This is a genomic window from Modestobacter sp. I12A-02662 (genome assembly GCF_041028325.1).
GTDB lineage: Bacteria > Actinomycetota > Actinomycetes > Mycobacteriales > Geodermatophilaceae > Modestobacter.
In genome coordinates this window covers 14,931-38,775 of sequence record NZ_JABGDE010000003.1, presented here as the reverse complement: position 1 = coordinate 38,775, position 23,845 = coordinate 14,931, and the positions used below count along the sequence as shown (strand labels likewise).

The following is a 23,845-nucleotide window of genomic DNA, read 5'->3' as shown; positions in this document are numbered from 1 at the left end:
CGGGACGCGGCACGAGGTGAGATGTTAGCGCTAACAGATCGCCCGTCAAGTGCCCGGGACCGGGCCGGTGGATTCCCGGACCACCAGCAGCGGCTGCACCGGCTCGGGTTCCCGGACCGCGCCCTTCAGCCGGCACAGCACGAGCTCGACCCCGCGGCGGCCGAGCTCGGCGAAGTCCTGGCGGACCGTGGTGAGCGGCGGCGTGTAGAAGGCGGCCTCGGGGACGTCGTCGAAGCCGACCACGCTGACCTGCCCGGGCACCGAGATGCCCTCGCCGTGCAGCGCGTTGAGCAGCCCGAGCGCCATCTGGTCGTTGGCCAGGAAGACCGCGGTGACGTCCTCGCCCCGCCGACGCGCCGCGGCGAACCGGCGGCCGACCGCGTGACCGGCCGCTGCCGTCCAGTCCCCCTCGATGGGCTCGGGAACCGACGCGCCGGCGCGGAGGAGCTCCCGGCGCCAGCCGCGGAGCCGACCGCGTGCCTCCAGCGAGTCGACCGGACCCGAGACGTGGTGCACCGTCCGGTGCCCGAGCTCGAGGAGGTGCCGGGTGGCCAGCTCGGCGCCGAGCTCCTGGTCGACCCACACGGTCGGGTGGTCCTCACCCCGGCCGACCTGGACGGCGATCAGCGGCACCGGCGCCACGAACCGCCGCAGCGCGTCGACGGCCTGCCCGTAGGTGGACAGCGCGACGACCGCGTCCACCGACTGCGCCACCAGCCGGTCGACCGCCTCCCGCATCGCGCTCGCGCTGTTCTCGTCGAGGATGGTGACCCCGAGGGAGTAGCCGGCCGAGCGCGCGGCCTGCTCCAGCCCCAGCAGGGTCTGCGCCGGGCCGTACTGGTTGATGTGCGTGGCGACCAGGCCGATCGTCCGCGACGACCCGGTGACCAGGGCGCGGGCGGCGGTGTTGGGCCGGTAGCCCAGCTCGGCGATCGCCCGCAGCACGCGCTCCCGGGTCGCCGCGGCGACGTTGGGGTGGGCGTTCACCACCCGCGAGACGGTCTGGAGCGACACCCCGGCGCGGGCCGCGACGTCCGACAGGCCCAGTGGCCGAGCCCCCTGGGTCAGCACGGTCTCCCCCTTCACAGGGGGCGGCCCCGATGCCGCCCCCTCCCCGCGGACGGCCCCGTTGCCGCCCCCCTCCGGTGGTCCCGCCCCAGCGGTCAGCGGGACGAGCCCGCGCGCCGCTTGTTGTAGACGTCGAAGGCGACGGCGAGCAGCAGCACGAGGCCCTTGACCACCGACTGGATGGACTGGTCGACGCCCATGAGCTGCATGCCGTTGCTCATGACGGCCATGATCAGGCCACCGACCATGGCGCCGACGACGGTGCCGACACCACCGGTGACGGCCGCGCCGCCGATGAAGGCGGCGGCGATGGCGTCCAGCTCGAACATGTTGCCGGCCGCGGGCTGGGCGCCGTTCGACCGGGAGGAGTAGATGATCCCGGCGAGGGCGGAGAGGAAGCCCATGTTGACGAAGATCCAGAAGTTGACGACCTTCACCTTGACGCCGGACAGCGTCGCCGCGGCCAGGTTGCCACCGATCGCGTACACCTGACGGCCGAAGACCGAGCGGGTGGTGATCACGCCGTAGGCGATGATCAGCACGGCCAGGATGATCAGCACGATCGGCAGGCCGCGGGCGTGCGCCAGCTGCCAGGCGAAGTACATGACCACCAGGCCGACCGCGACGATCCGGGCGACGAACAGCGGGAAGGACTCGACCGGCTGCTTGTAGGTGATCCTCGCGACCCGGGTCCGGAACTGGCTGAACGCGTACCCGGCCACCGCGATGCCGCCGATGAGCAGGGTGAACGCGTCGTAGCCCTGGCCGCCGATCAGGCCGTTGAGGAAGCCGCTGGCGACCTTCTGGTACTCGGCCGGGAAGGGCGAGAGCGAGATGTTGTCCAGCACCTGCAGGGTCAGCCCGCGGAACAGCAGCATGCCGGCCAGGGTCACGATGAACGCCGGGATGCCGACGTAGGCGACCCAGAACCCGTGCCATGCACCGACGGCCAGCCCGACGGCGATCGCGGCGAGCATGCCGACCCACCACGGTGCCCCGTTGCGGATGACCAGCACGGCGGAGACGGCGCCGGTCAGCGCCACCACCGAGCCGACCGACAGGTCGATGTGCCCGGCGATGATCACGATGACCATGCCGATGGCCAGGACCAGGATGTAGGAGTACTGCAGGACGATGTTCGTGATGTTGCCGGGGCTCAGCGAGGTGCCGCCGGTCAGGATCGCGAACAGCGCGATGATGGCGACGAACGCCACGTAGATGCCGCTGGTCCGCAGGTTGCGGCTGATCAGCGCCCGGATGTCGCTGGTGCCGCTGTGCAGCGCGGCGGAGGTCGCGGCCTCGCCCGTCGCGGCGGTGTCGGCGCCCGGGTCGGACTTGGGGGGCACGGTCCTGGTCATGCTGCGAGCTCCCTCTCCTTGGTCATGAGCGCCATGAGGCTCTCCTGCGTGGCCTCGCGCACCGGCTGCTGACCGGTGATCCGGCCCGCCGAGAGCGTGTAGATGCGGTCACAGATGCCGAGCAGCTCGGGCAGCTCGGACGAGATGACGACGACGGCCTTCCCGGCCGCCACCAGCCGGTTGATGATCGTGTAGATCTCGTACTTCGCGCCGACGTCGATACCGCGGGTGGGCTCGTCGAGGATCAGCACGTCGGGGTCGGTGAACAGCCACTTGGACAGCACGACCTTCTGCTGGTTGCCGCCCGACAGCTTGCCGACGATCGAGGACACGCTCGGCGCCTTGATGTTCATGCTGCGCCGGCTCTCCTCGGCGACCTTGGTCTCCTCGTTGGAGTTGACCCAGCCCCGCGTGGCCAGCTTGGACAGCGCGGCGGCCGACACGTTGCGCCGGATGTCCTCGATGAGGTTGAGGCCGTACTTCTTGCGGTCCTCGGTGGCGTAGGCGATGCCGTGGTCGATCGCCTCGGCGACGCTGCGGGCCTTGACCTCCCTGCCGTGGACGAAGATCCGGCCGCTGACGTCCCGGCCGTAGGACCGGCCGAAGATGCTCATCGCCAGCTCGGTCCGCCCGGCGCCCATGAGGCCGGCGATCCCGACGACCTCGCCCGCCCGTACGTCGAAGTTCGCGTGGTCGACGACCAGGCGGTCCTGGGTGGGGTGCTTGACCGTCCAGTCCTCGACCCGGAGGACCTCCTCGCCCGGGTGCGACTCGCGCTCGGGGTAGTAGGACTCCAGGTCACGGCCGACCATGCCGCGGATGATGCGGTCGGTGTCGACCGCGGGGTCCGCCATGTCCAGGGTCTCGACCGTCTGGCCGTCCCGGATGATCGTGGTGTGGTCGGCGATCGCGATGATCTCGTTCAGCTTGTGCGAGATGATGATCGAGGTGATGCCGCGCTCCCGCAGCTGCCGGATCAGGCCCAGCAGGTGCTCGGAGTCGGTGTCGTTGAGCGCCGCGGTCGGCTCGTCGAGGATGAGCAGCTTGACGTCCTTGGACAGCGCCTTGGCGATCTCCACCAGCTGCTGCTTGCCCACGCCGAGCTGACCGACCGGCGTCGTCGGGTTCTCGTGGAGACCGACCGACGCCAGCAGCTCGGCCGCGTCGGCGTTGGCCTTGTTCCAGTCGATCAGCCCGCCGCGGCCGCGGCGCTCGTTGCCCAGGAAGATGTTCTCCGCGATGGAGAGGTAGGGCACCAGGGCCAGCTCCTGGTGGATGATCACGATGCCGGCGTGCTCGCTGTCCCGGATGCCCGAGAACCTGCAGACCTGGCCGCCGTAGAGGATCTCGCCCTCGTAGCTGCCGGCCGGGTAGACGCCGGAGAGGACCTTCATCAGCGTCGACTTGCCGGCGCCGTTCTCGCCACAGATGGCGTGCACCTCGCCGCGGTGCACGGCCAGGCTGACCTCCGACAGCGCCTTGACGCCGGGGAAGGTCTTGGTGATGGAGCGCATCTCCAGGATGTGGTCGTCCATGGACACCGTCGTCCTCGTCATTCGCGGGATGGGTGGGAGAAGTGTGCTCCCCGCGGGACCGCGGGGCACGGGATCGCGGCGCTCCCATCGGACGGGACTGTCCGGGACCCACGAGGTGGTCCCGGTGGGGTCCGGCAGCGCACTGCCGGACCCCACCGGGACCGGGGAGAGCGAGGTCAGTCGGACTGGCCCTTGGCGACCTCGTCGGCCGTCCAGTAACCCGTGTCGATCAGCTCCGCCTGGATGTTGTCCTGGTAGACGGTGACGACGGGCAGCAGGTAGGACGGGACGACCTTGACACCGTTGTCGTAGGTCTCGGTGTCGTTGGCCTCAGGCTCGTTGCCCTCGAGGTACGCCGTGGCCGCGGTGACGGCCTGCTCGGCGAGCAGCCGGGTGTCCTTGAAGACGGTGCTGCTCTGGACACCGTCGGCGATCAGCTTGACCGAGGCGATCTCGGCGTCCTGACCGGTGACGATCGGCATGGGGTTCGGCTGGGCGTCGATCGTCGGGCCGTAGCCGGCGTTCTGCAGGGCGGTGATGATGCCGCGCGACAGACCGTCGTACGGCGAGAGGACGCCGTTGACCTTCGAGCCGTCGTTGTAGCTGGAGGTCAGCAGGTCCTCCATGCGCTTCTGCGCGGTCTCCTGCTGCCACCGCAGCGTGGCGGCCTGCTCGATGTCGGTCTGGCCCGACTTCACCACGAGGACGCCGCTGTCGATGTGGGGCTGGATGGTGTCCATCGCGCCCTGCCAGAAGAAGTGCGCGTTGTTGTCGTCCAGCGACCCGGCGAACAGCTCGACGTTGAACGGGCCGGTGGCGGTGCCCTGCGACCCGTCGGGGTTGAGGACCCCGAGGCCGGTCAGCAGCGCGGTGCCCTGCGCGACGCCGACCTTGTAGTTGTCGAAGCTGACGTAGAAGTCGACGTTCTCGGTGTCGCGGATGAGGCGGTCGTAGCTGATGACCGGGATGTTGGCGTCGGCCGCGGCCTGCAGCTGGCTGCTCAGCGCGGTGCCGTCGATGGCGGCGACGACGAGCAGGTCGGCGCCCTCGGTGATCATCTGGTCGATCTGCTGCGACTGGGTCGGGATGTCGTCGTTGGCGTACTGCAGGTCCACCTGGTAACCGGCGGCCTCCAGCTGCTCCTTGACGTTGTTGCCGTCGGCGATCCAGCGCTCCGACGTCTGGGTCGGCATGGCCACGCCGATGGTGAGGTCCTCGGGAGCGGCGTCCGCGGCGTCGGACCCACCGCTGCCCGCGCCGCCTCCGCCGCAGCCCACCAGCCCGACCGCCAGCGCCGCACCCAGGGCGGTCATCCTGAGCTTGCTGCTCACTGAACATCTCCTCCTCGAGACATCTGCCGCCCGATGGCGCAGGCCCGCGATCGATGCGGGCGGCACAGTGTGAACGTTAACAAGGTGATCGCGTCAACCCCCGCCGGGCAAGTTCACCGTCACGGTCCTGTAACGGCCCGTTCATCGCGGCGAACGGGGCCGGTCGCCGCCGCGCGGCGCTGCGGAGCGTGGCCGGCGGCTGCGCGGAGCGCAGTCCCGCGGACGCCGGCGCCTGCCGCGGGGGACCGGTGGATCGTGGCGCGGGTCACTGGCACGATGCCGCCATGCGCGGGCTGATGCAGGACGTCCCCCTGACGATCGACACCATCTTCCGGCACGCCGAGCACCACCACGGCGACGTCCCGATCGTCACCAACAGCCCCCGCGGGAAGACGCGCTCGACCTACGCCGAGTGGGCCGACCGCACCCGGCGGCTCGGCGGCGTCCTGGACGCCCTCGGGATCAGCGCGGACGGCCGGGTGGGCACGTTCGGCTGGAACAGCCAGCGCCACCTGGAGCTGTACTTCGCCGCGCCCTGCACGGGCCGCGTGCTGCACACGCTCAACGTGCGGCTCTTCCCGGAGCAGCTCACCTACATCGCAGACCACGCCGAGGACGAGGTCGTCTTCGTCGACCGCACGGTGCTGCCGCTGCTGTGGCCGCTGGTCGACACGATGAAGACCGTCCAGCACGTGGTGGTCATGGACGACGGCGGCGACGCGGAGGTGCCCGACGACCCCCGGGTCCTCGACTACGAGACGCTGCTGGCCGACGCCCAGCCGGTCGAGTTCGACGTCCGCGACGAGAACGCGGCCGCGTCGATGTGCTACACGAGCGGCACCACCGGCAACCCCAAGGGCGTCGTCTACTCGCACCGCTCGACGGTGCTGCACACCATGGCGGTGATCTCGCCCAACGGGTTCGGCATCGGGGTGGACGACGTCGCGATGCCCGTCGTCCCGATGTTCCACGCCAACGCCTGGGGGATCGCCCAGGCCGCCCCGGCCGCCGGCGCGGCCATGGTCTTCCCCGGCGCGATGATGCAGCCGCAGGCGCTGGCCGACCTCATCGTCGACGAGGAGGTCACCTTCACCGCCGGCGTGCCGACCATCTGGCAGGGCGTGCTGCCGCACCTGGCCGGCCGCGCCCACCGGCTGCGCAAGATCGGCTGCGGCGGCTCCGCCGTGCCGCCGGCGCTCTCGCAGGCCTACCAGGAACAGGTCGGGCTGCCCATCTACCAGGCATGGGGCATGACCGAGACGCACCCGGTCGCCTCCGGGGGCACGCTGGCCCGCCGGTACGCCGACGCGGACGAGGAGACCAAGACCGCGCAGCGCGCCCGGCAGGGGATCCCGCTGTTCGGCCTGGAGGCGCGGATCGTCGAGGCCGGCACGATCGACGAGCTGCCCTGGGACGACGTCGCCACCGGGGAGCTGCAGGTGCGCGGCCCCTGGTGCGCGAAGGACTACCACAACCCCGACGCCGGGGTGGAGCTCTCGACGTCCGACGGCTGGATGAAGACCGGCGACGTGGCCGCCCTCGACGCGTTCGGCAGCATCCGCATCGCCGACCGCACCAAGGACCTCATCAAGTCCGGCGGCGAGTGGATCTCCTCGGTCGACCTGGAGAACGCGATCATGAGCCACCCCGCGGTCGCCGAGGCCGCGGTGATCGCAGTCCCGCACCCGAAGTGGGCCGAGCGGCCGCTGGCCTGCGTCGTCCTCAAGGCCGGGGAGACCGCGACGGAGCAGGAGATCCTCGACCACATCGCCCCGCAGGTCGCCACGTGGTGGCTCCCGGACGCCGTGGAGTTCATCGACGAGGTCCCCAAGACCAGCGTCGGCAAGTTCTCGAAGAAGGACCTGCGCTCCCGCTTCGCGGAGTACCCCCCGAAGCAGTGAGTCGCGCGTCCGGGCTTCCTCGGGCTCAGGTACGCGTCCGGGCCTTCTCGGGCTCAAGTACGCGGACTTGAGCCCGAGAAAGCTCAGACGACGTAGGGCGGGTGGCCGTTCTCGCTCACGATGGCGCGCCCGGCCGCGTCCCACGCGCCCATGCCACCGCCCACGTTCACCGCGTCGTAGCCGTTCTGGTTCAGCCACGCCGCCACCCGGGCGGACCGGCCCCCGCCGCGGCACATGACGTACAGCGGGTCGGCCTCCGGGATCTCGTCGAGCCGGGACGGCACCTGGCCCATGGGGATGTGGGTGGCACCGTCGATGTGCCCCGCCGCCCACTCCTCGTCCTCGCGCACGTCCAGCACGACTGCGTCCTGCGGCACCTCGGCGGCGGGCACGCTGGGGACCTGTTGCGGCATCATCACGCGACCCATCGTGACACGCGCCGGAAAACCGGCACCGGCGCTGACAGGATGGGGCAGATGTCCGCCGCTCCGCTGCCGGTCCGGGAACCCGTCTGGCAGCTGTCCCGCTCGGCGATCGCCCTGTGGGTCACCCAGGGGGTGATCGGCACCGTCGTCTACGGGCTGCTCGCGGCGGCCTTCGTGCTGCTGGTGCCCACCGGGGACGGGTGGCTGCGGGCGGCGCACTGGGCGCTGCCGGCCGCGGTGGTCTGCTACGGCGTCGTGGCCGTCTTCGTGCGCCCGCGCCTGCGGTACCGGGTGCACCGCTGGGAGGTCACCGGGGAGGCGGTCTACACGCTGACCGGCTGGCTCACCCGCACCTGGACGCTCGTCCCGATCTCCCGGGTGCAGACCGTCGACGTCACCCGGGGCGTGGTGCAGCAGCTGTTCGGGCTGGCCACGGTGGCGGTGCTCACCGCGTCCTCCCAGGGCACCGTGCGCATCCCGCACCTGGAGGTCGACGTCGCCCGGCGGGTCGCCGACCACATCTCCCGGCGGGCCGAGCAGGTCCGCGACGAGGCGACGTGACCGAGCCCGGGGCGGCGGGTCGCCGCACCTCGCCGCGCGTGCTGCTGGTGCACACCGTCACCTTCCGGCAGGCACGGTCCCTGGTGCCCCTCGCGCTGGCCGTGTTCGCCGGGCGCGGGTTCGAGGGCGGGCCGGTCACCGTCGCCGTCCTCGTCGTCGCCGTGACCCTGCTGTCGCTGCTGTGGGCCGCCCTCACCTGGTGGCGGTTCAGCTACGACCCGGGGCCCACCGCGGTGGTCGTCACCCGCGGCCTGCTCTCCCGGTCGGTGCGCACGGTGCCGAACGACCGCATCCGCGGGGTGGAGATCGAGGCGCCGCTCCTGCACCGGCTCCTCGGCCTGGTCCGGGTCCGGATCGACGCGGCCGCCGGGTCGGTCACCGGCAAGGACGAGGAGCTGCTGGTCGACGGCGTGACCCGGGACGAGGGCGACCGGCTGCGGGCGCACCTGCTCGCCCGCCGGGCGGTGGTGCCCGCGGAGGCATCCGGCCGGCACGCCGCGGCGGAGCCCGAGGAGGAGGAGCTCCCCCGTTTCCGCAACCGCTGGCTGCTCTACTCGCCGCTGGTCGGCAGCTACCTGGTGGTGCCGCTCGCCGCGGTCGGCGCGCTGTTCCGGCTGGTCGACGAGCTGCCCGACCGGTACGTGCCGGAGCTCACCCCCGACCTCGCCCGCCAGGACGTGCTCGACGGCTGGCTGATCGCCGCGGTCGTCGCCGCCGGGTTGCTGCTGCTCGCGCTCGGGTCGATCGCGGGCAGCGCGGTGGTCAACTGGCGGTTCCGGCTGCTGCGCCGAGGCGGGTCCCTGGTCGCCGAGCGTGGACTGGTCACCCGGCGGCACACCGACCTGGAGGTCGACCGGATCCGCGGCTGCGCGGTCAGCGAGGGCCTGGGCATGCGGCTGGTCGGCGCGGCACGCTCGACGGCGCTGGTCACCGGCCTGGGGGACGCCGCCCGCCGCGGCCAGCTGCTGCCCCTGGGGCCACGGGACCGGGCCTGGCTGCTCAGTGACCTGCTCGTCCCCTCCCCCGGCCCGCTGCGCCCGCACCCGCCCGCCGCGCTGCGCCGCCGGCTGGCGCGGGCCCTCACCCCCGGCATCGTCGTCCTGCTCGCCGGGGCGGTGCTCAACGTGACGAGCGGCTGGTGGCCGCTGCTGCTCTCCGGGGCGGTGCTGACCCTACTCGGCTGGCCGGTCGGCCGGGCCCGGTACACCGCGCTCGGGCACGCCGCCGGCCCGCGGACCTTCGCGATGCGCTCCGGGTGGCTGGTGCGCGAGCACGTGGTGCTGCAGCGCCGCGCGGTCGTCGGGTGGCAGGTGCAGCAGAGCGCCGTGCAGCGGCGCGCCGGGCTGGCCACGGTGCTGGCCTGCGTCGGTGCCGGCCGCGGGGCCTACGCGGCGATCGACATGGCCGCCGACGAGGTCGCCGACTTCACCGAGGCGTCCTCCGGGCCCTGGGCGGCCACCCTCCGCGGCTGAGTGCCGCCAGGATGGCGCCGTGCCCATCGACGTCGAGGACCTCGCCCGCCTGCTGCCCGACCTGGACGACGCCCCCGGCCCGGAGCTCTCCGGCGGCAGCACGGCCGACGGGCTGCGCTTCACCGGGCTGGAGCTGACCGGGGACGCGACCGGCGCCCGCTTCCTGGAGTGCCGCCTGGAGGCCTGCTCGGTCGAGGACGTCGGCTTCGACCGCGCGCGGCTGGCCACCTGCCTGCTCACCGGCCTGCGGGCTCCCGTGTGGTCGCTGGTCGACGCCACGTTGCTGGACGTGGTGGTCACCGGTGGCCGGTTCGGCGCGCTCACCGCGCACGGCGCCGAGCTCACCCGCGTGCTGCTGCAGGACGTGGTGGTCGACTACCTGGACCTGCGCGGCGCCACGCTCGTCGACGTCGTCCTCGCCGGCTGCACCGTCCGGGAGCTGGACCTCGGCGGCGCCCACCTCCGGGACGTCCGGCTGGCCGGCTCCACGGTCGACGCGCTGGTGCTCGAGGGCAGCCGCTGCCGGTCGGTCGACCTGCGCGGCGCCGAGATCACCCGGCTCGACGGGGTCGCCGGCCTGCGGGGCTGCACGATCGACACCACCCAGCTGACCGGCTGGGCCGCCGGGATGGCCGCCGAGCTCGGCATCACCGTCGGCTGAGCCGGGTCAGCGGGGCAGCAGCGTCGCCAGCAGGCCGCCGGCGGCAGCGGGGTGGTCGGCGGCGAGCAGGCCGGCGGCGGCCAGCACGTACCGGACGTCGACGACGACCGGCGTCCCGCCCACCACGCCGCCGGCGCCGCCCCGGTCGGCGGCCACCCGGTCGACCACCGCGTCGACCGCGGCGGGGTCGCCGTGCCGGAACACCCCGCCGGAGAGGACGACGAGCCCCACCCCGCGCGCGCTCGCCCCGCCCGGGCCGTAGGCCGCCTCGGCACGCAGGTGCCGGCGCAGCGCCACGACGGCCGCCGCCTCGCCCAGCGCCAACGGGTCGTCCCCCGGCGCCGGCAGCCCCTCGGCCACCGCGGCGGCGCGCAGCGCGTCGGCGCTGGCGTGGACACCCAGGTCGCCCTCGACCGTCCGCCGCCGGGACGGGACGCCCACCGCGGCGAGCCGCAGGCCGGCCTGCTCGGCGTCGACCGCGGGCACGCAGTACACGTCGGTGGTCGCCCCGCCGACGTCCAGCACCACGACCCCGGGCACCTCCGCGGCGAGCCGCAGGTCCGCCAGGGCGGCCACCCCGTCGAGCACGGCGTCCGGGGTCACCGCCCGCACCCACTGCCGCAGCCGGGGGTCCGTGGAGAGCCGGTCGCCCCCGATGACATGGGTGAGGAAGACGTCGCGGATGGCCGCCCGGGCCGACTCCGGAGCGAGCCGGCCGATGTCGGGCAGCACGTTGTCGGCCGGGCTGACCGGGACCCCGCCCGCGCGGAGCACCGCTGCGACCTCGTCCCGGACGGCGACGTTGCCGGCGAGCACCACCGGGACGGAGCGTTCCCACTCAGCCAGGGCGGCGGCGTTGTGCCGGAGCACGCCGGCCTCGCCGCCGTCGGTGCCGCCGACGAGCAGGACGACGTCGGGCGCGGCCGCGCCGAGCGCCGCCAGTGCCGCGCCGTCCAGCCGGCCGGCGGCCACGTGCACCACCCGCGCGCCCGCCGACAGCGCCGCCCGGTGCCCGGCCTCGGCGCTGATCAGCTCCTCGTAGCCGACCACCGCCAGCCGCAGCCCGCCGCCGGCGCTGGAGCACGCCCGCACCTCGGCGTCCCAGCCGTCGGTGGCGGCCAGGACGCCGGCCACCACGTCGCCCGGCGTGGTCGGCGCCTGCCGGGTGGCGCGCAGCCGGCCGGTCGGCACCTCGACGAGGGCCGACTTGGTCCAGGTGGAGCCGATGTCGACGCAGGCCAGTTCCATGCTCACGTCCGCACGATCCCTGCGGTGCTCATGCCCGCACGATCCCGGCGCTGGCCGCGCCCTCGACCAGCTCGTCGAGGCCGAAGGCCTGCACCGGCCCGAGCGCGCCGGTGCCGCGGACCCCGCCGGCCGCGGCGCGCACGGCGGCCCAGGCCAGCAGGTCGGCGGTCATCGCGTACGGGTCCGGACCGGTCAGCTCGACCCGCGCGATCCGCTCCCCCGCCGGGTCGCGGACCTCGGCGACGACGGCGGTGCGCACCCGGCCCCGCTCCGACGGCGCCTCCGCCACCCGGCCGCCCACCCGGTCGGCCAGCCACGCCGCTCCTGCGCCGGCACCGGGCAGGCGGGCGAGCCAGGGGGTGGCCGGGGCCACCAGGGAGGCCAGCGGCGCGCCCGGGCCGAACCACGCCAGGTGCACCCCGACCTCGCGCAGCGACGGGGCCAGCCCGGGGAGGGTCAGGTGCTCCGAGCCGCCGACCGACAGGCCGCGCCGGCGCCGTCCGGCGGCCTCGAACGACCAGGTGTGCAGCCCGGCCGGCTCGGTCTCCAGCCGGCCGCCGGTGAAGGCGTGCCCGGGCTCGAGCAGCACCCCGAGCAGCGAGACCAGCGTGCCGCGCGAGAAGGCCTGCCCCCGGACGCCGTCCAGGGCGTACCCGACGTCGACCCGGTGCGCCCGCGGCCCGGCCTCGGTGAGCGCCAGCGCGGCCGCCAGCGTGCCGGGGACGTAGTCGTGCCCGAACGCGGTGAGCAGGGCCGCACCGGTGCGCTCCGCCCGCGGCCCGGCCTCGGCGAAGACCCGGCGCACGAACGGGGGCTCCCCGGTCGAGTCCAGGTACACCGCTCCCGCCTCGACCGCGGCCGTCAGCGCCGGGCCGCCGAGCCGCAGGAACGGGCCGACCGTGGTCACGAGCACGTCGCCCCGGCCCACCAGGGACCGGACGGACCCGCTGCCGGTGACGTCGGCCGCCGCCGTCTGCAGCGGCCCGCCGTCCCCGCCGAGCTCCGTGGCCAGTGCGGTCAGCCGGCCGGCGTCGCGCCCGGCCAGCACCGGGCGGGCGCCCCGGGCGGTGAGCGACCGGGCCACCCGGCCACCGGTGTGGCCGGTGGCGCCGAGCAGGACGATCCGCGGGGCCATGCGGGGAACCTAGGGGACGCTCCACCGGAGCAGGTGCAGGACCCGGTGGTCCGGGAGTCAGTCGTGCGCCACCGGGTAGGGCGGCGGTGATGTGTTCCACGCCGTGGCCGCCAGACCGGTCACGGCCCCGTGCCCTCACCCAGGCCGACCCGGCCGGCGAGCGCGGCGGCCTCCACGCGGGTCGACACCTTCAGCTGCCGCAGCAGGTTGGCGACCAGCCGCTTCACGGTGCGCTCCGAGACGTGCAGCGTCGTAGCGATGTCGACCGTGCTGGTGCCGGCCGCGACGAGGCGCCACAGCCGCCGGTCGTCCGCGCTGAGCCGGGCCGCGATCCCCTGGTCGGCGCTGGGGGCGGCGTCCTGCAGCAGCTGCCGGAGCAGCTGCTCCGGCAGCACCGACCAGCCGTCCAGGACGGCCAGCAGCGGGCGGACCAGGGTCTCCGGGGACGCCGTCTTGGGCAGGAACGCCGCGGCGCCGGCGCGCAGCGCCTCCAGGGCGGCGTCGGCCTCGGCGAGGCCGGACAGGGCCACGACCCGCGTCGTCGGCTCGGCCCGGCGGATGGCCGCGATCGCGCGGGTGCCGCCGGGCGGCGGCATGTGCAGGTCCACGACGGCGACGTCCGCGTGGTGCCGGCGCACGAGCGCGGCCCCCGCCGAGGCGTCCTCGGTGGTGCCCACCACGCGCACCCGCCCGCCGCTCTCCGGCGGCAGCAGGAGGGCCAGACCACGACTGAAGAGCGGGTGGTCGTCGATGACCACCACGTCCACCGGGGGACGGTGTCCAGAACCGGCGTCCGCTGCTCCCACGAAACCCCCACCGATCGGTCGCGGCCGGTGTCGCTGACCGGTCCTCCACCCCGGAGATGCCCGTGACGCTCGCCGCCGACACCCCCTCGTCCCCTCTCCCCGGCCTGCTCACCGATCTGGCGCGGGTGGTCCGCAGCCACCTGCCGCACCCCGCCCCCGAGGCGGTGCGCACCGAGGACGCGCTGGTCCGCGCGCTGTGCCACGACATGCGCAGCCCGCTGGTCGCCCTGGAGGCGCTGCTGGACCGGCTGGACGGCGAGGACGACCGGCGTCCGGAGGTGCTGCAGCTGGCCCGCGAGCAGGCCCAGCACCTCGCCTCGCTGCTGCGGACGGCGCACGCCACCGGCGGCGCCCCGGAGCGGCGGGGGCTGCGGCGGCTGGTCGACGTGGTCCAGGCGTCGATCGAGTCCTCCGGCCTGGCGCGGGAGCAGCTGACGGTGCGGCTGAGCGAGGAGGTGGCCGAGGTGACGGTGGCGGACGCGCGCGTGCAGCGGATCCTCACGAACCTGCTGGAGAACGCGCACCGGCACGGCCAGGGGGCGCCGGTCCGCCTGCGCGCCGACCGCCGCGCCGGCTGGGTGGAGCTCGCCCTGACGCAGGCCGGCGTGCCCGCCGAGCGGGTGCTCGGCCACCTCAGCTGCCCGACGCCGCCTGTGGACCTCACCGGGCTGGGGCTGTGGTCGGTCCAGCGCCAGACCCGCGAGCTCGGTGGGCGGCTGGCCTGGTCGGAGGGCCCCGACGGCGCCTTCACCCTCGTCGTCCGGCTCCCCGACCGCTGAAGGACCCCTCTGCCCCCATGCCTCCCGAGCTCGGCGGGGCCGCTCCCGCACCTCACGAGGTCGGCCCCAGCGGGCCAGGGAACGGCACGGGGGTGACAGCCCGGCGGGGGATCTCCCTGGTGTCGCCGCGGACCGCGGCGGCAGGCGACCGGCCGACAGAGGAGACGCCCGTGTTCACGCACACCCACGCCCTGCAGTACGAGGCCAAGCCCGACGGCCCCGACCCGGACTTCGCCCGGAAGATGCAGGAGGTCCTCGGCGGTCAGTGGGGGGAGATGACCGTCGCGACCCAGTACCTGCTGCAGGGCTGGAACTGCCGGCTGCCCGGCAAGTACAAGGACCTGCTCCTCTCGATCGGCACCGAGGAGCTCGCGCACGTCGAGATGATCGTGACGATGATCGACCGGCTGCTGGACCACATCCCGCTCAAGCCGGACGCCGCGGACCGCAGCAAGGAGGCCGCCGCCGGCTACGGCCAGCACAACCCGCAGCACGCGATCGCCAACGGTGCCGGCGCCAGCTACATGGACAGCATGGGCAACCCCTGGACCGGCGCGTACGTCACCGCCAGCGGCAACCTGATGGCCGACTTCTCCTACAACGCCACCGCCGAGATGCAGGGCCGGCTGCAGGTCGCCCGGCTGTGGAACATGACCGACGACCACGGCGTGAAGGACCTGCTGCGGTTCCTGCTCACCCGGGACCACTACCACCAGCAGCAGTGGCTGGCGGCCATGGAGCAGCTCAAGGAGGACGGGCTCGAGGGCCTGCCGGTCCCGGAGGCCTTCCCGCTGGAGGAGGAGCTGCCGGAGTTCGCCTACACCTTCATCGACGCCTCCGACGGCCCCGAGGCCGCCAACGGCCGCTGGGCCAACGGCCCCGCGCTGGACGGCACGGACAACGTGTTCCGGGCCGCGCCGATCGCGGCGACCGCCGACGCCCCGATCCTGCCCCCGGGCGACCCGCGGCTGTACGGATCGCCGCAGACCGAGGTCACCGGCCTCCTGCAGAAGGCCAAGGACGCCCTCAAGTAGGAGCCTCCCCCGCGCCGTCGCCGTGCCGGCGCCCTGGTCCGCCCCCGGGCGGACCTGGGACGCCGGCCCGGCGGGCGCACCGGCCCCTGGAGGACCGCCCCGTGCACCTGACCGTCCCCACCCCCCACCTGCCGGCCGTGCACCTGCCGGCCCTGCACCTGCCCGCCCGGCTGTCCGTGGCCGGGGCCCTGCTCGCGGTCGTCTACGCCGCCGCGATCGCCGTCGCGCTGTCCGCGCCCGGCCAGCACGCCGTCGCGGGCGGCGTCGTGCTGGCCGGACTGCTCAGCCGCTGGGCCGTCCGCCGTCGGCGCAGCGCCCCCGGTGCTCTGCCCGTGGCGGCGGCCGCCGCCGACGCGTGAAAGGACCTCGCTGCCCCCCACGGTTCGCACGAGTGGCGGGGGGCAGCCGGCCCGTCCAGAGGCTCACCCCGAGCGTGCGAGGGGTGCGGAGGACGGGGGCCCTTCTAGTGCTGGACCGCCTTCTCCGCGCCGATGCCGGTCAGCGACCGGACCTCGAGCTCGGCGTACTTGTCGACGTCCGGCTTCTCCTTGGACAGCTTGGTGCCCAGCCAGCCCAGGAAGAACGACAGCGGGATGGAGACCAGGCCCGGGTTGCGCAGCGGGAACAGTGCGAAGTCCACGTCCGGCAGCATCGACGTCTCCGTGCCGGAGACGACCGGCGAGAAGACGATCAGCGCCACGCAGACGATGAGCCCGCCGTAGATCGACCACAGCGCGCCCTGGGTGGTGAAGTTCTTCCAGAACAGCGTGTAGAGGATCGTCGGCAGGTTGGCCGAGGCCGCCACCGCGAAGGCCAGTGCGACGAGGAATGCGATGTTGATCCCCGCCCGCAGCGCCAGGATGCCGCCGACGATCGCCACCGCACCGATCACGATCGCGGTGGTCCGGGCGACCTTCACCTCCGCGTTGGGGTTGACCTGGCCCTTCTTGAGCACCGAGGCGTAGACGTCGTGCGCGAAGGAGGCCGACGCGGTGATGGTCAGGCCGGCGACCACGGCGAGGATCGTGGCGAACGCGACGCCGGCGATGATGCCCAGCAGCACGGTGCCACCGAGTTCGAAGGCGAGCAGCGGTGCCGCGGCGTTGACCCCGCCCGGGGCCCCGAGGATCGCCTCGGAACCCACCAGGGCGCCGGCGCCGTAGCCGATCACCAGGCTGAACAGGTAGAAGATGCCGATCAGCCAGATCGCCCAGACCACCGACTTACGGGCGTCCTTCGCCGTCGGCACGGTGTAGAAGCGCATCAGCACGTGCGGCAGGCCGGCGGTGCCCAGCACCAGCGCCAGCCCCAGGCTGATGAAGTCAAGCTTCGTCGTCCCGCTGAGGCCGTACTGGGCGCCCGGGTCGAGCACGGCCGGACCGACCCGGTCCACGGCCCCCCCGAGCAGGGCGGAGAGGCTGAAGCCGTACTTGCCCAGCACCCAGACGGTCATCACGAACGCGCCGGCGATCAGCAGCGTCGCCTTGATCATCTGCACGTAGGTGGTGCCGCGCATGCCGCCGACGAGCACGTAGAAGATCATCAGCGCGCCGACGACGGTGACGACCAGAGCCTCGGCGACCGGACCGCTCACACCCAGCAGCAGGGCGACCAGCCCACCGGCCCCGGCCATCTGGGCGAGCAGGTAGAAGAGCGAGACCGCCAGCGTCGAGATCGCCGCCGCGGTGCGGACCGGCCCCTGGCGCATCCGGAAGGCCAGGACGTCGGCCATGGTGAAGCGTGCGGTGTTCCGCATGAGCTCGGCGACGAGCAGCAGTGCCACGAGCCAGGCGACGAGGAAGCCGATGGAGTACAGGAACCCGTCGTAGCCGTAGAGGGCGATCGCGCCCGCGATGCCCAGGAACGAGGCGGCGGACAGGTAGTCGCCGGCGATGGCCAGACCGTTCTGCGTCCCGGTGATGTTCCGCCCGGCGGCGTAGTAGTCCGCGGCGCTCTTGTTCGTGCGGCTGGCCCGGAACGTGATGAACAGCGTGATGAGGACGAACACGCCGAAGATCGAGATGTTGATCGCCGGGTTGCCGATCGTCACGCTCTCGGCGGCGAGGACGTCAGCCACGGGGTGCCTCCTCGCCGGAGGAGGGCGCGGCGAACTCGTGGGCCTCGAGCCGGTTGCGCATCTCGTCCGCGATGGGGTCGGTGCTCTTGCCGGCGTGCCGGACGTAGAGCTGGGTGATCAGGAACGTGGTGACGAACTGCGCGAGGCCGAGCAGCAGCCCGACGTTGACGTTCCCGAACACCCGGGTGGACATGAAGTCCTGCGCGTAGGTCGACAGCAGCACGTAGAGCAGGTACCACACCAGGAAGGCCACGGTCATCGGGACGGCGAAGCTGCGGAACTTGCGGCGGAGCTCGGCGAACTCCGGGGAGTTCTGCGCCGCCCGGTACTCCTCCGGGGTGAGCAACCTGCGTTCGGTCGGTTCGGTCACGGGGCACCTCGCTGTGCGTCGCCTGAGGGTGATCGTCGTCACCATAGGGTCTGCACACCCACCAGGGGAGTTGGCGCGGTCGAACCCGTCCCGAACACCCTCCCGGGTGACGCGCGGAGTCCGCGCGGCCGGACGGCCGGTCACGGCGGGGCCCCGGGAGGCGCCGGGCACCGGTCCGGGTGGACGATTCCCCGGTGAGCTCGCGGGACCGGTTCGAGCGCGGCACCGACGGCCCCCGGGTCATCCTGGTCGGGGTCGACGGCTCGCCGACGTCGCTGCGCGCGGCGGCGTACGCGGCCGGGCTGGCCCGCCGGCAGGCGTCCCGGCTGGTGGCCGTGTACGTCGCCGAGCCGGCACCGCCGATGGCCGGGTGGGTGCCGGCCGCCCAGGCGGTCATCCGGGACGCCACTGCAGAGGTGGACGCCGAGCTACGCGCCGAGCTCGCCCACGCGGCGCAGCACCTGGGGGTGGACGCGGAGTACCGCACGGCCCGCGGCGACCCGGTCACCGAGATCGCCCGGGTCGCCGACGCGCTGCCGGCCGACGCCGTCCTCGTCGGGGCGTCGGAACAGGCCGGGCACCGGGTGGTCGGATCGGTCGCGGTGCGGCTGGTGCGGCTGGGCCGCTGGCCGGTGACGGTCGTCCCGTGACGCGTCCGTGGGCATCGCAGCGAGCGCCAGCGAGCGAGGAGCGGAGCGGACGCGGAACGGGTCCCGTGACGTCGTCCCGTGAGGAACGGCAGGTGCCCTTCGTGAGCCTCGACGCCCTGGCCGGCCGCACGTTCGACGCCGTGCGTCCGTCAGCGGCCTGGCCAGCGAGCGGGCCGCGCTGGACTCGGTGCTCGACGTGCGGCTGCTCGTGGTCACCGGCCTGCTCGGCATCGCGGTGGTGATCGCGCTGTTCGGTGTCGGCAACCGCCCGGCGGGCGGCGCGGACCCCGCCGGTGGCGGCGATCGCGGGCTGAGGAGTCCACCTCCGGATGCCCGGCGCCTGCCAGGGTGGGCGACATGATCGACCTGCTGCTGCGCAACGCCGTCCTGCCGCGGACCACCGCCTCTGGGGGCCCCGCGAGGGTGGACATAGCCGTCGACGGGGGCGTCCTCGTCGAGGCCACCGGCCAGGACGCCCGGGAGACGATCGACCTCGGCGGTCGGCTGGTGACGCCGCCACTCGTCGAGCCGCACATCCACCTCGACGCGGTGCTCACCGTCGGCCAGCCGCGGCCCAACGTCAGCGGCTCGCTGTTCGAGGGGATCGCCGTCTGGGCCGACCGGGTGCGCGAGCTCACGGTCGAGGACGTGCAGCAGCGGGTGCGGCAGGTGCTGCGCTGGCAGGTCGCCAACGGCGTGCAGGCCGTGCGCAGCCACGTCGACGTCTGCGATCCGCAGCTCACCGCGCTGCGGGCGCTGGTCGAGCTGCGCGAGGAGGTGCGCGACATGGTCGACCTGCAACTGGTCGCCTTCCCGCAGCAGGGCATCCTCGGCTTCCCCGACGGCCAGCAGCTGATGGAGCGGGCGGTCGACCTCGGAGCGGACGTGGTCGGCGGCATCCCGCACTACGAGCTCACCCGCGAGGACGGCGTGGAGTCGGTGCGCTGGCTGATGGCGCTGGCCGACGAGCGGGGGCTGATGGTCGACGTGCACTGCGACGAGACCGACGACGAGCACTCCCGGTTCGTCGAGGTCATGGCGGCCGAGACGATCCGCCGGGGAATGGCCGGCCGGGTCACCGCCTCGCACACGACCGCCATGCACTCCTACAACGCCGCCTACGCCCACCGCCTGATCGGCAACCTGGCCCGGTCCGGCATGCACTTCGTGACCAACCCGCTGGACAACGCGGTCCTGCAGGGCCGGTTCGACACCGGCCCGGTGCGCCGCGGCAACACCCGGGTGAAGCAGCTCCAGGAGGCCGGGATCACCGTGAGCATCGGCCACGACTCGGTGATGGACCCCTGGTACCCGCTCGGCTACGGCGACCCCCTCCAGTGCGCGTTCGTGCTGGCCCACCTGGCGCACCTGAGCGGCGACGAGGAGCTGCCCCGGCTGATCGACATGATCACCACCGACGCCGCCCGCACCCTGGGCCTCCCGGAGAACCGGCTCCGCCCGGGCGACCCCGCCGACCTGGTCGTCTTCGACGCGCCCACCGACGTCGACGCGCTGCGGCTGGTGGCACCGCGCACCCTGGTGCTGCGGGGCGGGCGGGTGGTCGCCCGCACCGAGCCGGCCCGGACGACCGTCACCTGGTCGGGTACTCCCGAGCCGGTCACCTTCCTCCGTTGAGTGCCCCCCGGCCGGCCACCCAGCCACCGTCCAGCCCGGCAGGGGATGCTGGAGGTGTGCCGATGATCCGCCGTACCGCCGTACTGACCGCTGCCGCCGCGCTCGCCGGAGGAGCCAGCTGGGTCGTCCGGGCCGCCTGGGGGCTGCCCACCGCGCTGGGCGCCAGCCAGCGGCGGCTGCGTCCCACCGTCACGGGCTCGCCGCAGTTCGCCGAGGGCCGCTTCCACAACGCGATGCCGACGCCCGCCCTCGAACCGGCGACCCCCCGCAGCGGGCTGCTGCGCCAGTGGCACGAGGACCGGCACAAGGGGCTGCCCGGCGCCCCGGTGCCGCTGGCCCGACCCGAGGTGCCCGAGCAGGCGGGCGCGCTGGCGGTCACCTGGTACGGGCACTCCAGCGCGCTGCTGGAGGTGGACGGGCGCCGGGTGCTGGTCGACCCGGTGTGGGCCGAACGGGTCTCGCCGTCCCCGCTGCTCGGCCCGACCCGGCTGCACCCGGTGCCGGTCAGCATCGCCGGCCTCCCCCCGGTCGACGCCGTGCTGATCAGCCACGACCACTACGACCACCTCGACCTGCCGACCGTCCGCGCGCTGGTGCGCACCCAGTCGGCGCCGTTCGTCGTCCCGCTGGGCATCGGCGTGCACCTGCGCGGCTGGGGCGTGCCGGAGGACCGGATCGTCGAGCTCGACTGGGACCAGTCGGCCACGGTCGCCGGGCTGACGCTGACCTGCACCGAGGCCCGGCACTTCTCCGGGCGGTTCTTCGCCCGGGACACCACGCTGTGGTCCTCCTGGGTGGTCGCCGGGCCCGAGCACCGGGTCTTCTTCGGCGGGGACACCGGCTACACCCCCGCCTTCGCCGGCATCGGCGCCCGGCTGGGCCCCTTCGACCTGACCCTGCAGCCGATCGGCGCCTACAACGACGCCTGGCACGCCATCCACATGGACCCCGAGGAGGCGGTGCGGGCGCACGGGGACCTCGGCGGGCAGGTCCTCGTCCCCATCCACTGGGCGACGTTCAACCTGGCCTTCCACCGCTGGGCCGAGCCGGTGGACCGGCTGGTCGCCGCGGCGCAGGCCCGGGACGTGACGGTCGTCGTCCCGCGGCCCGGGGAGCGCGTCGACGTCCTGGCCCCGCCGCCGCTCACCGACTGGTGGACCGCCGTCGGCTCGGCCGACGACGCACCGCGTGCCCCGCTGCCGGCGGAGGACGGGAACCGCCGGCCCGGCCCGGCCCGGCGGTTCAGCTCGCGGCGCTGACCAGCACGGCCGGGAGCTGGGTGAGGTCCTCGACCTCGTACCGCGGCTGGGGGCCGGCCGGGTCCACCCGGTGCCCGGGCCGGGCGACCCGGACCACCGCCAGCCCGGCCTCGAGCGCTCCCCGGGTGTCCCGGGCGGACGCCGGCACGTGCACGTCGACGCCCGCCTCCGCCGCCCGCCGGTAGATGTCCGGGTGCGGCTTGTAGGCGCGCAGCCGCTCGCTGGTGAGCACCGCGTCGTCGTCGACCAGGGCCGCGGCCCGGGTGCGGCGGAACAGCTCGTCGTCGACGTTGGACAGGATGCCCACCCGGTGGTCGCGGGCGACCTCGGTGAGCCCGGCCTCGACGTCGGGCCACAGCGGCCAGTCCGGCAGGGTTGCCAGCAGCGCGGCCGCGTCCCCGGCCGGGTCGGCCCGCAGCCCCCGCGCGGCGTAGGCCGCCGCCAGCGCCCGCCGGCTGTGCTCGGCGAAGGTCACCCACGGCTCCGCCGGGAGGTCCTTCTGCGAGCCCTTGTTGCGCGCGTCCCAGTCGTCGTAGAGGTCGCGGCCGGCGACGTCCCAGCCGTGTCCCGCCGCGATCCGGTCGAACGCCGCCGTCCCACCGGTGCGGGAGTCGATCAGGGCACTGAACAGGTCGAACGTCACCCACGCCATGCCGCCCATCCTGGCCTCCTCCGCGGCGGCCCGCGCCGCCGGAGGATTGATCACCTCGCGGAACGGGCATCCACGCGCCAACTGATCCAGCTCAGGGTCAACAGGAGGACGACCATGCCCAGCGACGGCCACCGGGTGACCGACACGATCCGCGCCAAGTTCAGCGGCAACCACGCCGCGGACGTCCCACCGGGCGGCGGTGGGTCCCATGCCGTTCCCGCCGGCTCCGCGGGGAGCACCCCGCCCAGCACCCGGGCCGACAGCGAGACGACCCAGGTGCTGCCCACCTCGGGCACCGGCGTCAACCGGCAGTCCACCCAGGAGCTGCGCCCGGACGCCGACCGGCCCCGGACCGTGGCACCCCCCGCCGCGGTGTCCCGGAAGGACGTGGTCGACGCGCAGCGGGCCCGCTACGGCGGCATCCACTGGGGCCCGGCGTTCTTCGGGTGGCTGTCGGCCAACGGGCTGGCGGTGCTGCTCGTCGCGCTGCTGTCCGCCGGGGGTGTCGCGGTCGGCCTGACCCAGGGGGTGAGCGTCGACGAGGCGGTCAGCTCGGCCGCCGGGATCGGGCTGGGCGGTGGCATCGCGCTGCTGGTGGTGCTGTTCCTCGCCTACCTGGCCGGCGGGTACGTCGCCGCGCGGATGTCCCGCTTCAGCGGGGCCAAGCAGGGCGTCGCCGTGTGGGTGATCGGCCTGCTGGTCGTGCTCCTGCTGGCGCTCGCCGGGCTGGTCTTCGGCTCGCAGTACAACGTGCTCGCCCAGCTGGACCTGCCGCGGATCCCGGTCAACGAGGGCACCGCGACGACCGCGGGCATCATCGCGCTGGTCGCCGTCCTGGCCGCCACGCTCGCGGGGGCCGTGCTCGGCGGCATCCTGGGCACCCGCTACCACAAGAAGGTCGACCGGGTCGGCTTCGACGCCGTCCACGCCGGGCGCTGACCTGCTCCGCTGGGCGGGGCGCGGACCGCGTCCCGCTCAGCGGAGCAGCTTGGACATCCGCCGGTCGGCCAGCGGCTTGCCGCCCGTCTGGCAGGTCGGGCAGTACTGCAGCGACGTGTCGGCGAAGGACACCTCGCGCACCGTGTCGCCGCAGACCGGGCAGGGCAGCCCGGTGCGGGCGTGCACCTGCAGGCCCGCGCGCTTCTCGCCCTTCATCGTCGCCGCCCGCTGACCGAGCTGGCGGTCCAGGGCGCCCAGCAGCGTCTCCCGCAGCGCCGCGTGCAGCCGGAGCAGCTCGTCGTCGGTGAGCTTGTCGGCCATCCGGAACGGCGACAGCCGGGCGGCGTGCAGGATCTCGTCGGAGTACGCGTTGCCGATCCCGGCGAGCACCGTCTGGTCGGTGAGCGTGCCCTTGAGCTGGCCGTGCCGGCCGGCCAGCAGCGCACCGAGCCGCTCGGCGTCCACGTCGAGCGCATCCGGCCCGAGCCGGGCGATGCCGGGCACCTCCGCCGGCGACCGGACGACGTACACCGCCAGGCCCTTGCGGGTCCCCTGCTCGGTGAGGTCGAAGCCGTTCCCGTCATCGAGGTGGGCGCGCAGCGCCAGCGGCCCCCGGCCCGGTTTGGGCGGCGCGGGCGGCAGGGCCTCCCGCCAGTGCAGCCAGCCGGCCCGGGCCAGGTGCACGACCAGGTGCAGCCCCGAGACGTCGAGGTCGAGGAACTTGCCGTGCCGGGCCGCCCCGGTGACCTCCAGCCCGGACAGCGCCGACAGCGGCGGGTCGAAGGTCTTGATCGCCTGGACGGCGGCCAGGTCCACGCGCGCGATCACACGGCCGACGGCGTTCTCCCGCAGGAACGCCGCCAGCGCCTCCACCTCGGGCAACTCGGGCACCCGCCCATGATCCACGCGGGCACAACCCCGCGCCGTCCCCCGGAAGTGGCCATGTTGG

The 23,845-nt window shown here is 74.0% G+C and carries 24 protein-coding genes; 12 read left to right on the top strand and 12 right to left on the bottom strand.

From position 1 onward, the window contains the following. Positions 1-45: 45 nt before the first annotated feature. From HL189_RS03035 to chvE, 4 genes are all read right to left on the bottom strand, one after another. Positions 46-1,071, bottom strand: a complete 1,026-nt coding sequence (locus tag HL189_RS03035) for a LacI family DNA-binding transcriptional regulator (protein WP_369132229.1) — start codon at positions 1,069-1,071, stop codon at positions 46-48. Positions 1,072-1,163: 92 nt separating this feature from the next. After that, on the bottom strand, positions 1,164-2,426 hold the full coding sequence (gene mmsB, locus HL189_RS03030) for a multiple monosaccharide ABC transporter permease (protein WP_369132228.1): 1,263 nt from the start codon (positions 2,424-2,426) through the stop codon (positions 1,164-1,166). Then, positions 2,423-3,961: a multiple monosaccharide ABC transporter ATP-binding protein gene (mmsA, locus tag HL189_RS03025; protein ID WP_369132227.1), complete on the bottom strand. Its 1,539-nt coding sequence runs from the start codon at positions 3,959-3,961 to the stop codon at positions 2,423-2,425. The genes mmsB and mmsA overlap by 4 nt, the downstream gene beginning before the upstream one ends. Before the next feature lie 176 nt (positions 3,962-4,137). After that, positions 4,138-5,292, bottom strand: coding sequence for a multiple monosaccharide ABC transporter substrate-binding protein (gene chvE, locus HL189_RS03020; protein WP_369132226.1), 1,155 nt, complete (start codon positions 5,290-5,292; stop codon positions 4,138-4,140). A 284-nt stretch (positions 5,293-5,576) separates the two neighbouring features. Here chvE and HL189_RS03015 point away from each other — a divergent pair, with 284 nt between their 5' ends. Then, on the top strand, positions 5,577-7,193 hold the full coding sequence (locus HL189_RS03015; protein ID WP_369132225.1) for a long-chain fatty acid--CoA ligase: 1,617 nt from the start codon (positions 5,577-5,579) through the stop codon (positions 7,191-7,193). An 83-nt stretch (positions 7,194-7,276) separates the two neighbouring features. Here HL189_RS03015 and HL189_RS03010 read toward each other — a convergent pair whose 3' ends face one another. Next, positions 7,277-7,609, bottom strand: a complete 333-nt coding sequence (locus tag HL189_RS03010; RefSeq protein ID WP_369132623.1) for a rhodanese-like domain-containing protein — start codon at positions 7,607-7,609, stop codon at positions 7,277-7,279. A gap of 60 nt (positions 7,610-7,669) precedes the next feature. Between HL189_RS03010 and HL189_RS03005 the strand changes: the two genes are divergently transcribed. Genes HL189_RS03005 through HL189_RS02995 form a run of 3 tightly spaced genes read left to right on the top strand, consistent with a single transcriptional unit; the run spans position 7,670 to position 10,312 of the window. Next, the gene (locus HL189_RS03005) at positions 7,670-8,179 is read left to right on the top strand and encodes a PH domain-containing protein (RefSeq protein ID WP_369132224.1); all 510 of its coding nucleotides are present in this window, start codon (positions 7,670-7,672) and stop codon (positions 8,177-8,179) included. Next, on the top strand, positions 8,176-9,651 hold the full coding sequence (locus HL189_RS03000) for a PH domain-containing protein (protein WP_369132223.1): 1,476 nt from the start codon (positions 8,176-8,178) through the stop codon (positions 9,649-9,651). Before HL189_RS03005 ends, HL189_RS03000 begins: the two co-directional genes overlap by 4 nt. 19 nt (positions 9,652-9,670) lie before the next feature. Continuing rightward, complete coding sequence (locus HL189_RS02995; protein WP_369132222.1) at positions 9,671-10,312, top strand: pentapeptide repeat-containing protein; 642 nt, start codon at positions 9,671-9,673, stop codon at positions 10,310-10,312. Positions 10,313-10,318: 6 nt separating this feature from the next. Here HL189_RS02995 and HL189_RS02990 read toward each other — a convergent pair whose 3' ends face one another. The 3 genes from HL189_RS02990 to HL189_RS02980 all read right to left on the bottom strand — a co-directional run bounded on the left by HL189_RS02990 (position 10,319) and on the right by HL189_RS02980 (position 13,462). Beyond that, positions 10,319-11,560, bottom strand: coding sequence for a glutamate mutase L (locus tag HL189_RS02990; RefSeq protein WP_369132622.1), 1,242 nt, complete (start codon positions 11,558-11,560; stop codon positions 10,319-10,321). Between the two features lie 28 nt (positions 11,561-11,588). Continuing rightward, a complete protein-coding gene (locus tag HL189_RS02985) occupies positions 11,589-12,695 on the bottom strand; it encodes a trans-acting enoyl reductase family protein (protein ID WP_369132221.1) in 1,107 nt (368 codons plus the stop codon). 119 nt (positions 12,696-12,814) lie between these two features. Continuing rightward, positions 12,815-13,462, bottom strand: a complete 648-nt coding sequence (locus tag HL189_RS02980; protein WP_369132220.1) for a response regulator — start codon at positions 13,460-13,462, stop codon at positions 12,815-12,817. A gap of 101 nt (positions 13,463-13,563) precedes the next feature. Between HL189_RS02980 and HL189_RS02975 the strand changes: the two genes are divergently transcribed. From HL189_RS02975 to HL189_RS02965, 3 genes are all read left to right on the top strand, one after another. Continuing rightward, positions 13,564-14,280 carry a sensor histidine kinase gene (locus HL189_RS02975; RefSeq protein ID WP_369132219.1) on the top strand — a complete coding sequence of 239 codons (717 nt, stop codon included), beginning with the start codon at positions 13,564-13,566 and terminating at the stop codon, positions 14,278-14,280. A gap of 170 nt (positions 14,281-14,450) precedes the next feature. Beyond that, positions 14,451-15,314, top strand: coding sequence for a manganese catalase family protein (locus tag HL189_RS02970; protein WP_369132218.1), 864 nt, complete (start codon positions 14,451-14,453; stop codon positions 15,312-15,314). 101 nt (positions 15,315-15,415) lie between these two features. Continuing rightward, positions 15,416-15,673, top strand: coding sequence for a hypothetical protein (locus HL189_RS02965; RefSeq protein ID WP_369132217.1), 258 nt, complete (start codon positions 15,416-15,418; stop codon positions 15,671-15,673). A gap of 104 nt (positions 15,674-15,777) precedes the next feature. Here the strand turns inward: HL189_RS02965 and HL189_RS02960 are convergent, their stop codons facing one another. After that, positions 15,778-17,391 carry a cation acetate symporter gene (locus tag HL189_RS02960; RefSeq protein ID WP_369132216.1) on the bottom strand — a complete coding sequence of 538 codons (1,614 nt, stop codon included), beginning with the start codon at positions 17,389-17,391 and terminating at the stop codon, positions 15,778-15,780. Further along, entirely contained in the window at positions 17,384-17,761 is a 378-nt protein-coding gene (locus HL189_RS02955; RefSeq protein WP_369132215.1) for a DUF485 domain-containing protein, read from the bottom strand. The genes HL189_RS02960 and HL189_RS02955 overlap by 8 nt, the downstream gene beginning before the upstream one ends. 194 nt (positions 17,762-17,955) lie before the next feature. Here HL189_RS02955 and HL189_RS02950 point away from each other — a divergent pair, with 194 nt between their 5' ends. The 4 genes from HL189_RS02950 to HL189_RS02935 all read left to right on the top strand — a co-directional run bounded on the left by HL189_RS02950 (position 17,956) and on the right by HL189_RS02935 (position 21,305). After that, positions 17,956-18,411 (top strand): universal stress protein, encoded by a 456-nt coding sequence (locus HL189_RS02950; RefSeq protein WP_369132214.1) that lies wholly within the window; start codon positions 17,956-17,958, stop codon positions 18,409-18,411. Positions 18,412-18,598: 187 nt separating this feature from the next. After that, a complete protein-coding gene (locus HL189_RS02945) occupies positions 18,599-18,772 on the top strand; it encodes a hypothetical protein (RefSeq protein ID WP_369132213.1) in 174 nt (57 codons plus the stop codon). Further along, entirely contained in the window at positions 18,769-20,046 is a 1,278-nt protein-coding gene (codA, locus tag HL189_RS02940) for a cytosine deaminase (RefSeq protein ID WP_369132212.1), read from the top strand. The genes HL189_RS02945 and codA overlap by 4 nt, the downstream gene beginning before the upstream one ends. A gap of 62 nt (positions 20,047-20,108) precedes the next feature. Continuing rightward, positions 20,109-21,305 (top strand): MBL fold metallo-hydrolase, encoded by a 1,197-nt coding sequence (locus HL189_RS02935; RefSeq protein ID WP_369132211.1) that lies wholly within the window; start codon positions 20,109-20,111, stop codon positions 21,303-21,305. On the opposite strand, the gene HL189_RS02930 is transcribed toward HL189_RS02935, so the two are convergent. Next, positions 21,289-21,957, bottom strand: coding sequence for an HAD family hydrolase (locus tag HL189_RS02930; protein WP_369132210.1), 669 nt, complete (start codon positions 21,955-21,957; stop codon positions 21,289-21,291). The two genes, HL189_RS02935 and HL189_RS02930, sit on opposite strands and share 17 nt — an antisense overlap. A 114-nt stretch (positions 21,958-22,071) precedes the next feature. Between HL189_RS02930 and HL189_RS02925 the strand changes: the two genes are divergently transcribed. Continuing rightward, positions 22,072-22,896, top strand: a complete 825-nt coding sequence (locus HL189_RS02925; protein WP_369132209.1) for a hypothetical protein — start codon at positions 22,072-22,074, stop codon at positions 22,894-22,896. Between the two features lie 36 nt (positions 22,897-22,932). Here HL189_RS02925 and HL189_RS02920 read toward each other — a convergent pair whose 3' ends face one another. Further along, complete coding sequence (locus HL189_RS02920) at positions 22,933-23,787, bottom strand: Fpg/Nei family DNA glycosylase (protein ID WP_369132208.1); 855 nt, start codon at positions 23,785-23,787, stop codon at positions 22,933-22,935. Positions 23,788-23,845: the final 58 nt, after the last annotated feature.

Excerpts from the sequence above, each read along its gene's own strand:
- mmsB (WP_369132228.1), bottom strand. The coding sequence starts at position 2,426 with ATGACCAGGACCGTGCCCCCCAAGTCCGACCCGGGCGCCGACACCGCC.
- mmsA (WP_369132227.1), bottom strand. The coding sequence starts at position 3,961 with ATGGACGACCACATCCTGGAGATGCGCTCCATCACCAAGACCTTCCCC.
- HL189_RS03015 (WP_369132225.1), top strand. The coding sequence starts at position 5,577 with ATGCGCGGGCTGATGCAGGACGTCCCCCTGACGATCGACACCATCTTC.
- HL189_RS03010 (WP_369132623.1), bottom strand. The coding sequence starts at position 7,609 with ATGATGCCGCAACAGGTCCCCAGCGTGCCCGCCGCCGAGGTGCCGCAG.
- HL189_RS03005 (WP_369132224.1), top strand. The coding sequence starts at position 7,670 with ATGTCCGCCGCTCCGCTGCCGGTCCGGGAACCCGTCTGGCAGCTGTCC.
- HL189_RS02990 (WP_369132622.1), bottom strand. The coding sequence starts at position 11,560 with ATGGAACTGGCCTGCGTCGACATCGGCTCCACCTGGACCAAGTCGGCC.
- HL189_RS02985 (WP_369132221.1), bottom strand. The coding sequence starts at position 12,695 with ATGGCCCCGCGGATCGTCCTGCTCGGCGCCACCGGCCACACCGGTGGC.
- codA (WP_369132212.1), top strand. The coding sequence starts at position 18,769 with ATGATCGACCTGCTGCTGCGCAACGCCGTCCTGCCGCGGACCACCGCC.
- HL189_RS02935 (WP_369132211.1), top strand. The coding sequence starts at position 20,109 with ATGATCCGCCGTACCGCCGTACTGACCGCTGCCGCCGCGCTCGCCGGA.
- HL189_RS02930 (WP_369132210.1), bottom strand. The coding sequence starts at position 21,957 with ATGGCGTGGGTGACGTTCGACCTGTTCAGTGCCCTGATCGACTCCCGC.
- HL189_RS02925 (WP_369132209.1), top strand. The coding sequence starts at position 22,072 with ATGCCCAGCGACGGCCACCGGGTGACCGACACGATCCGCGCCAAGTTC.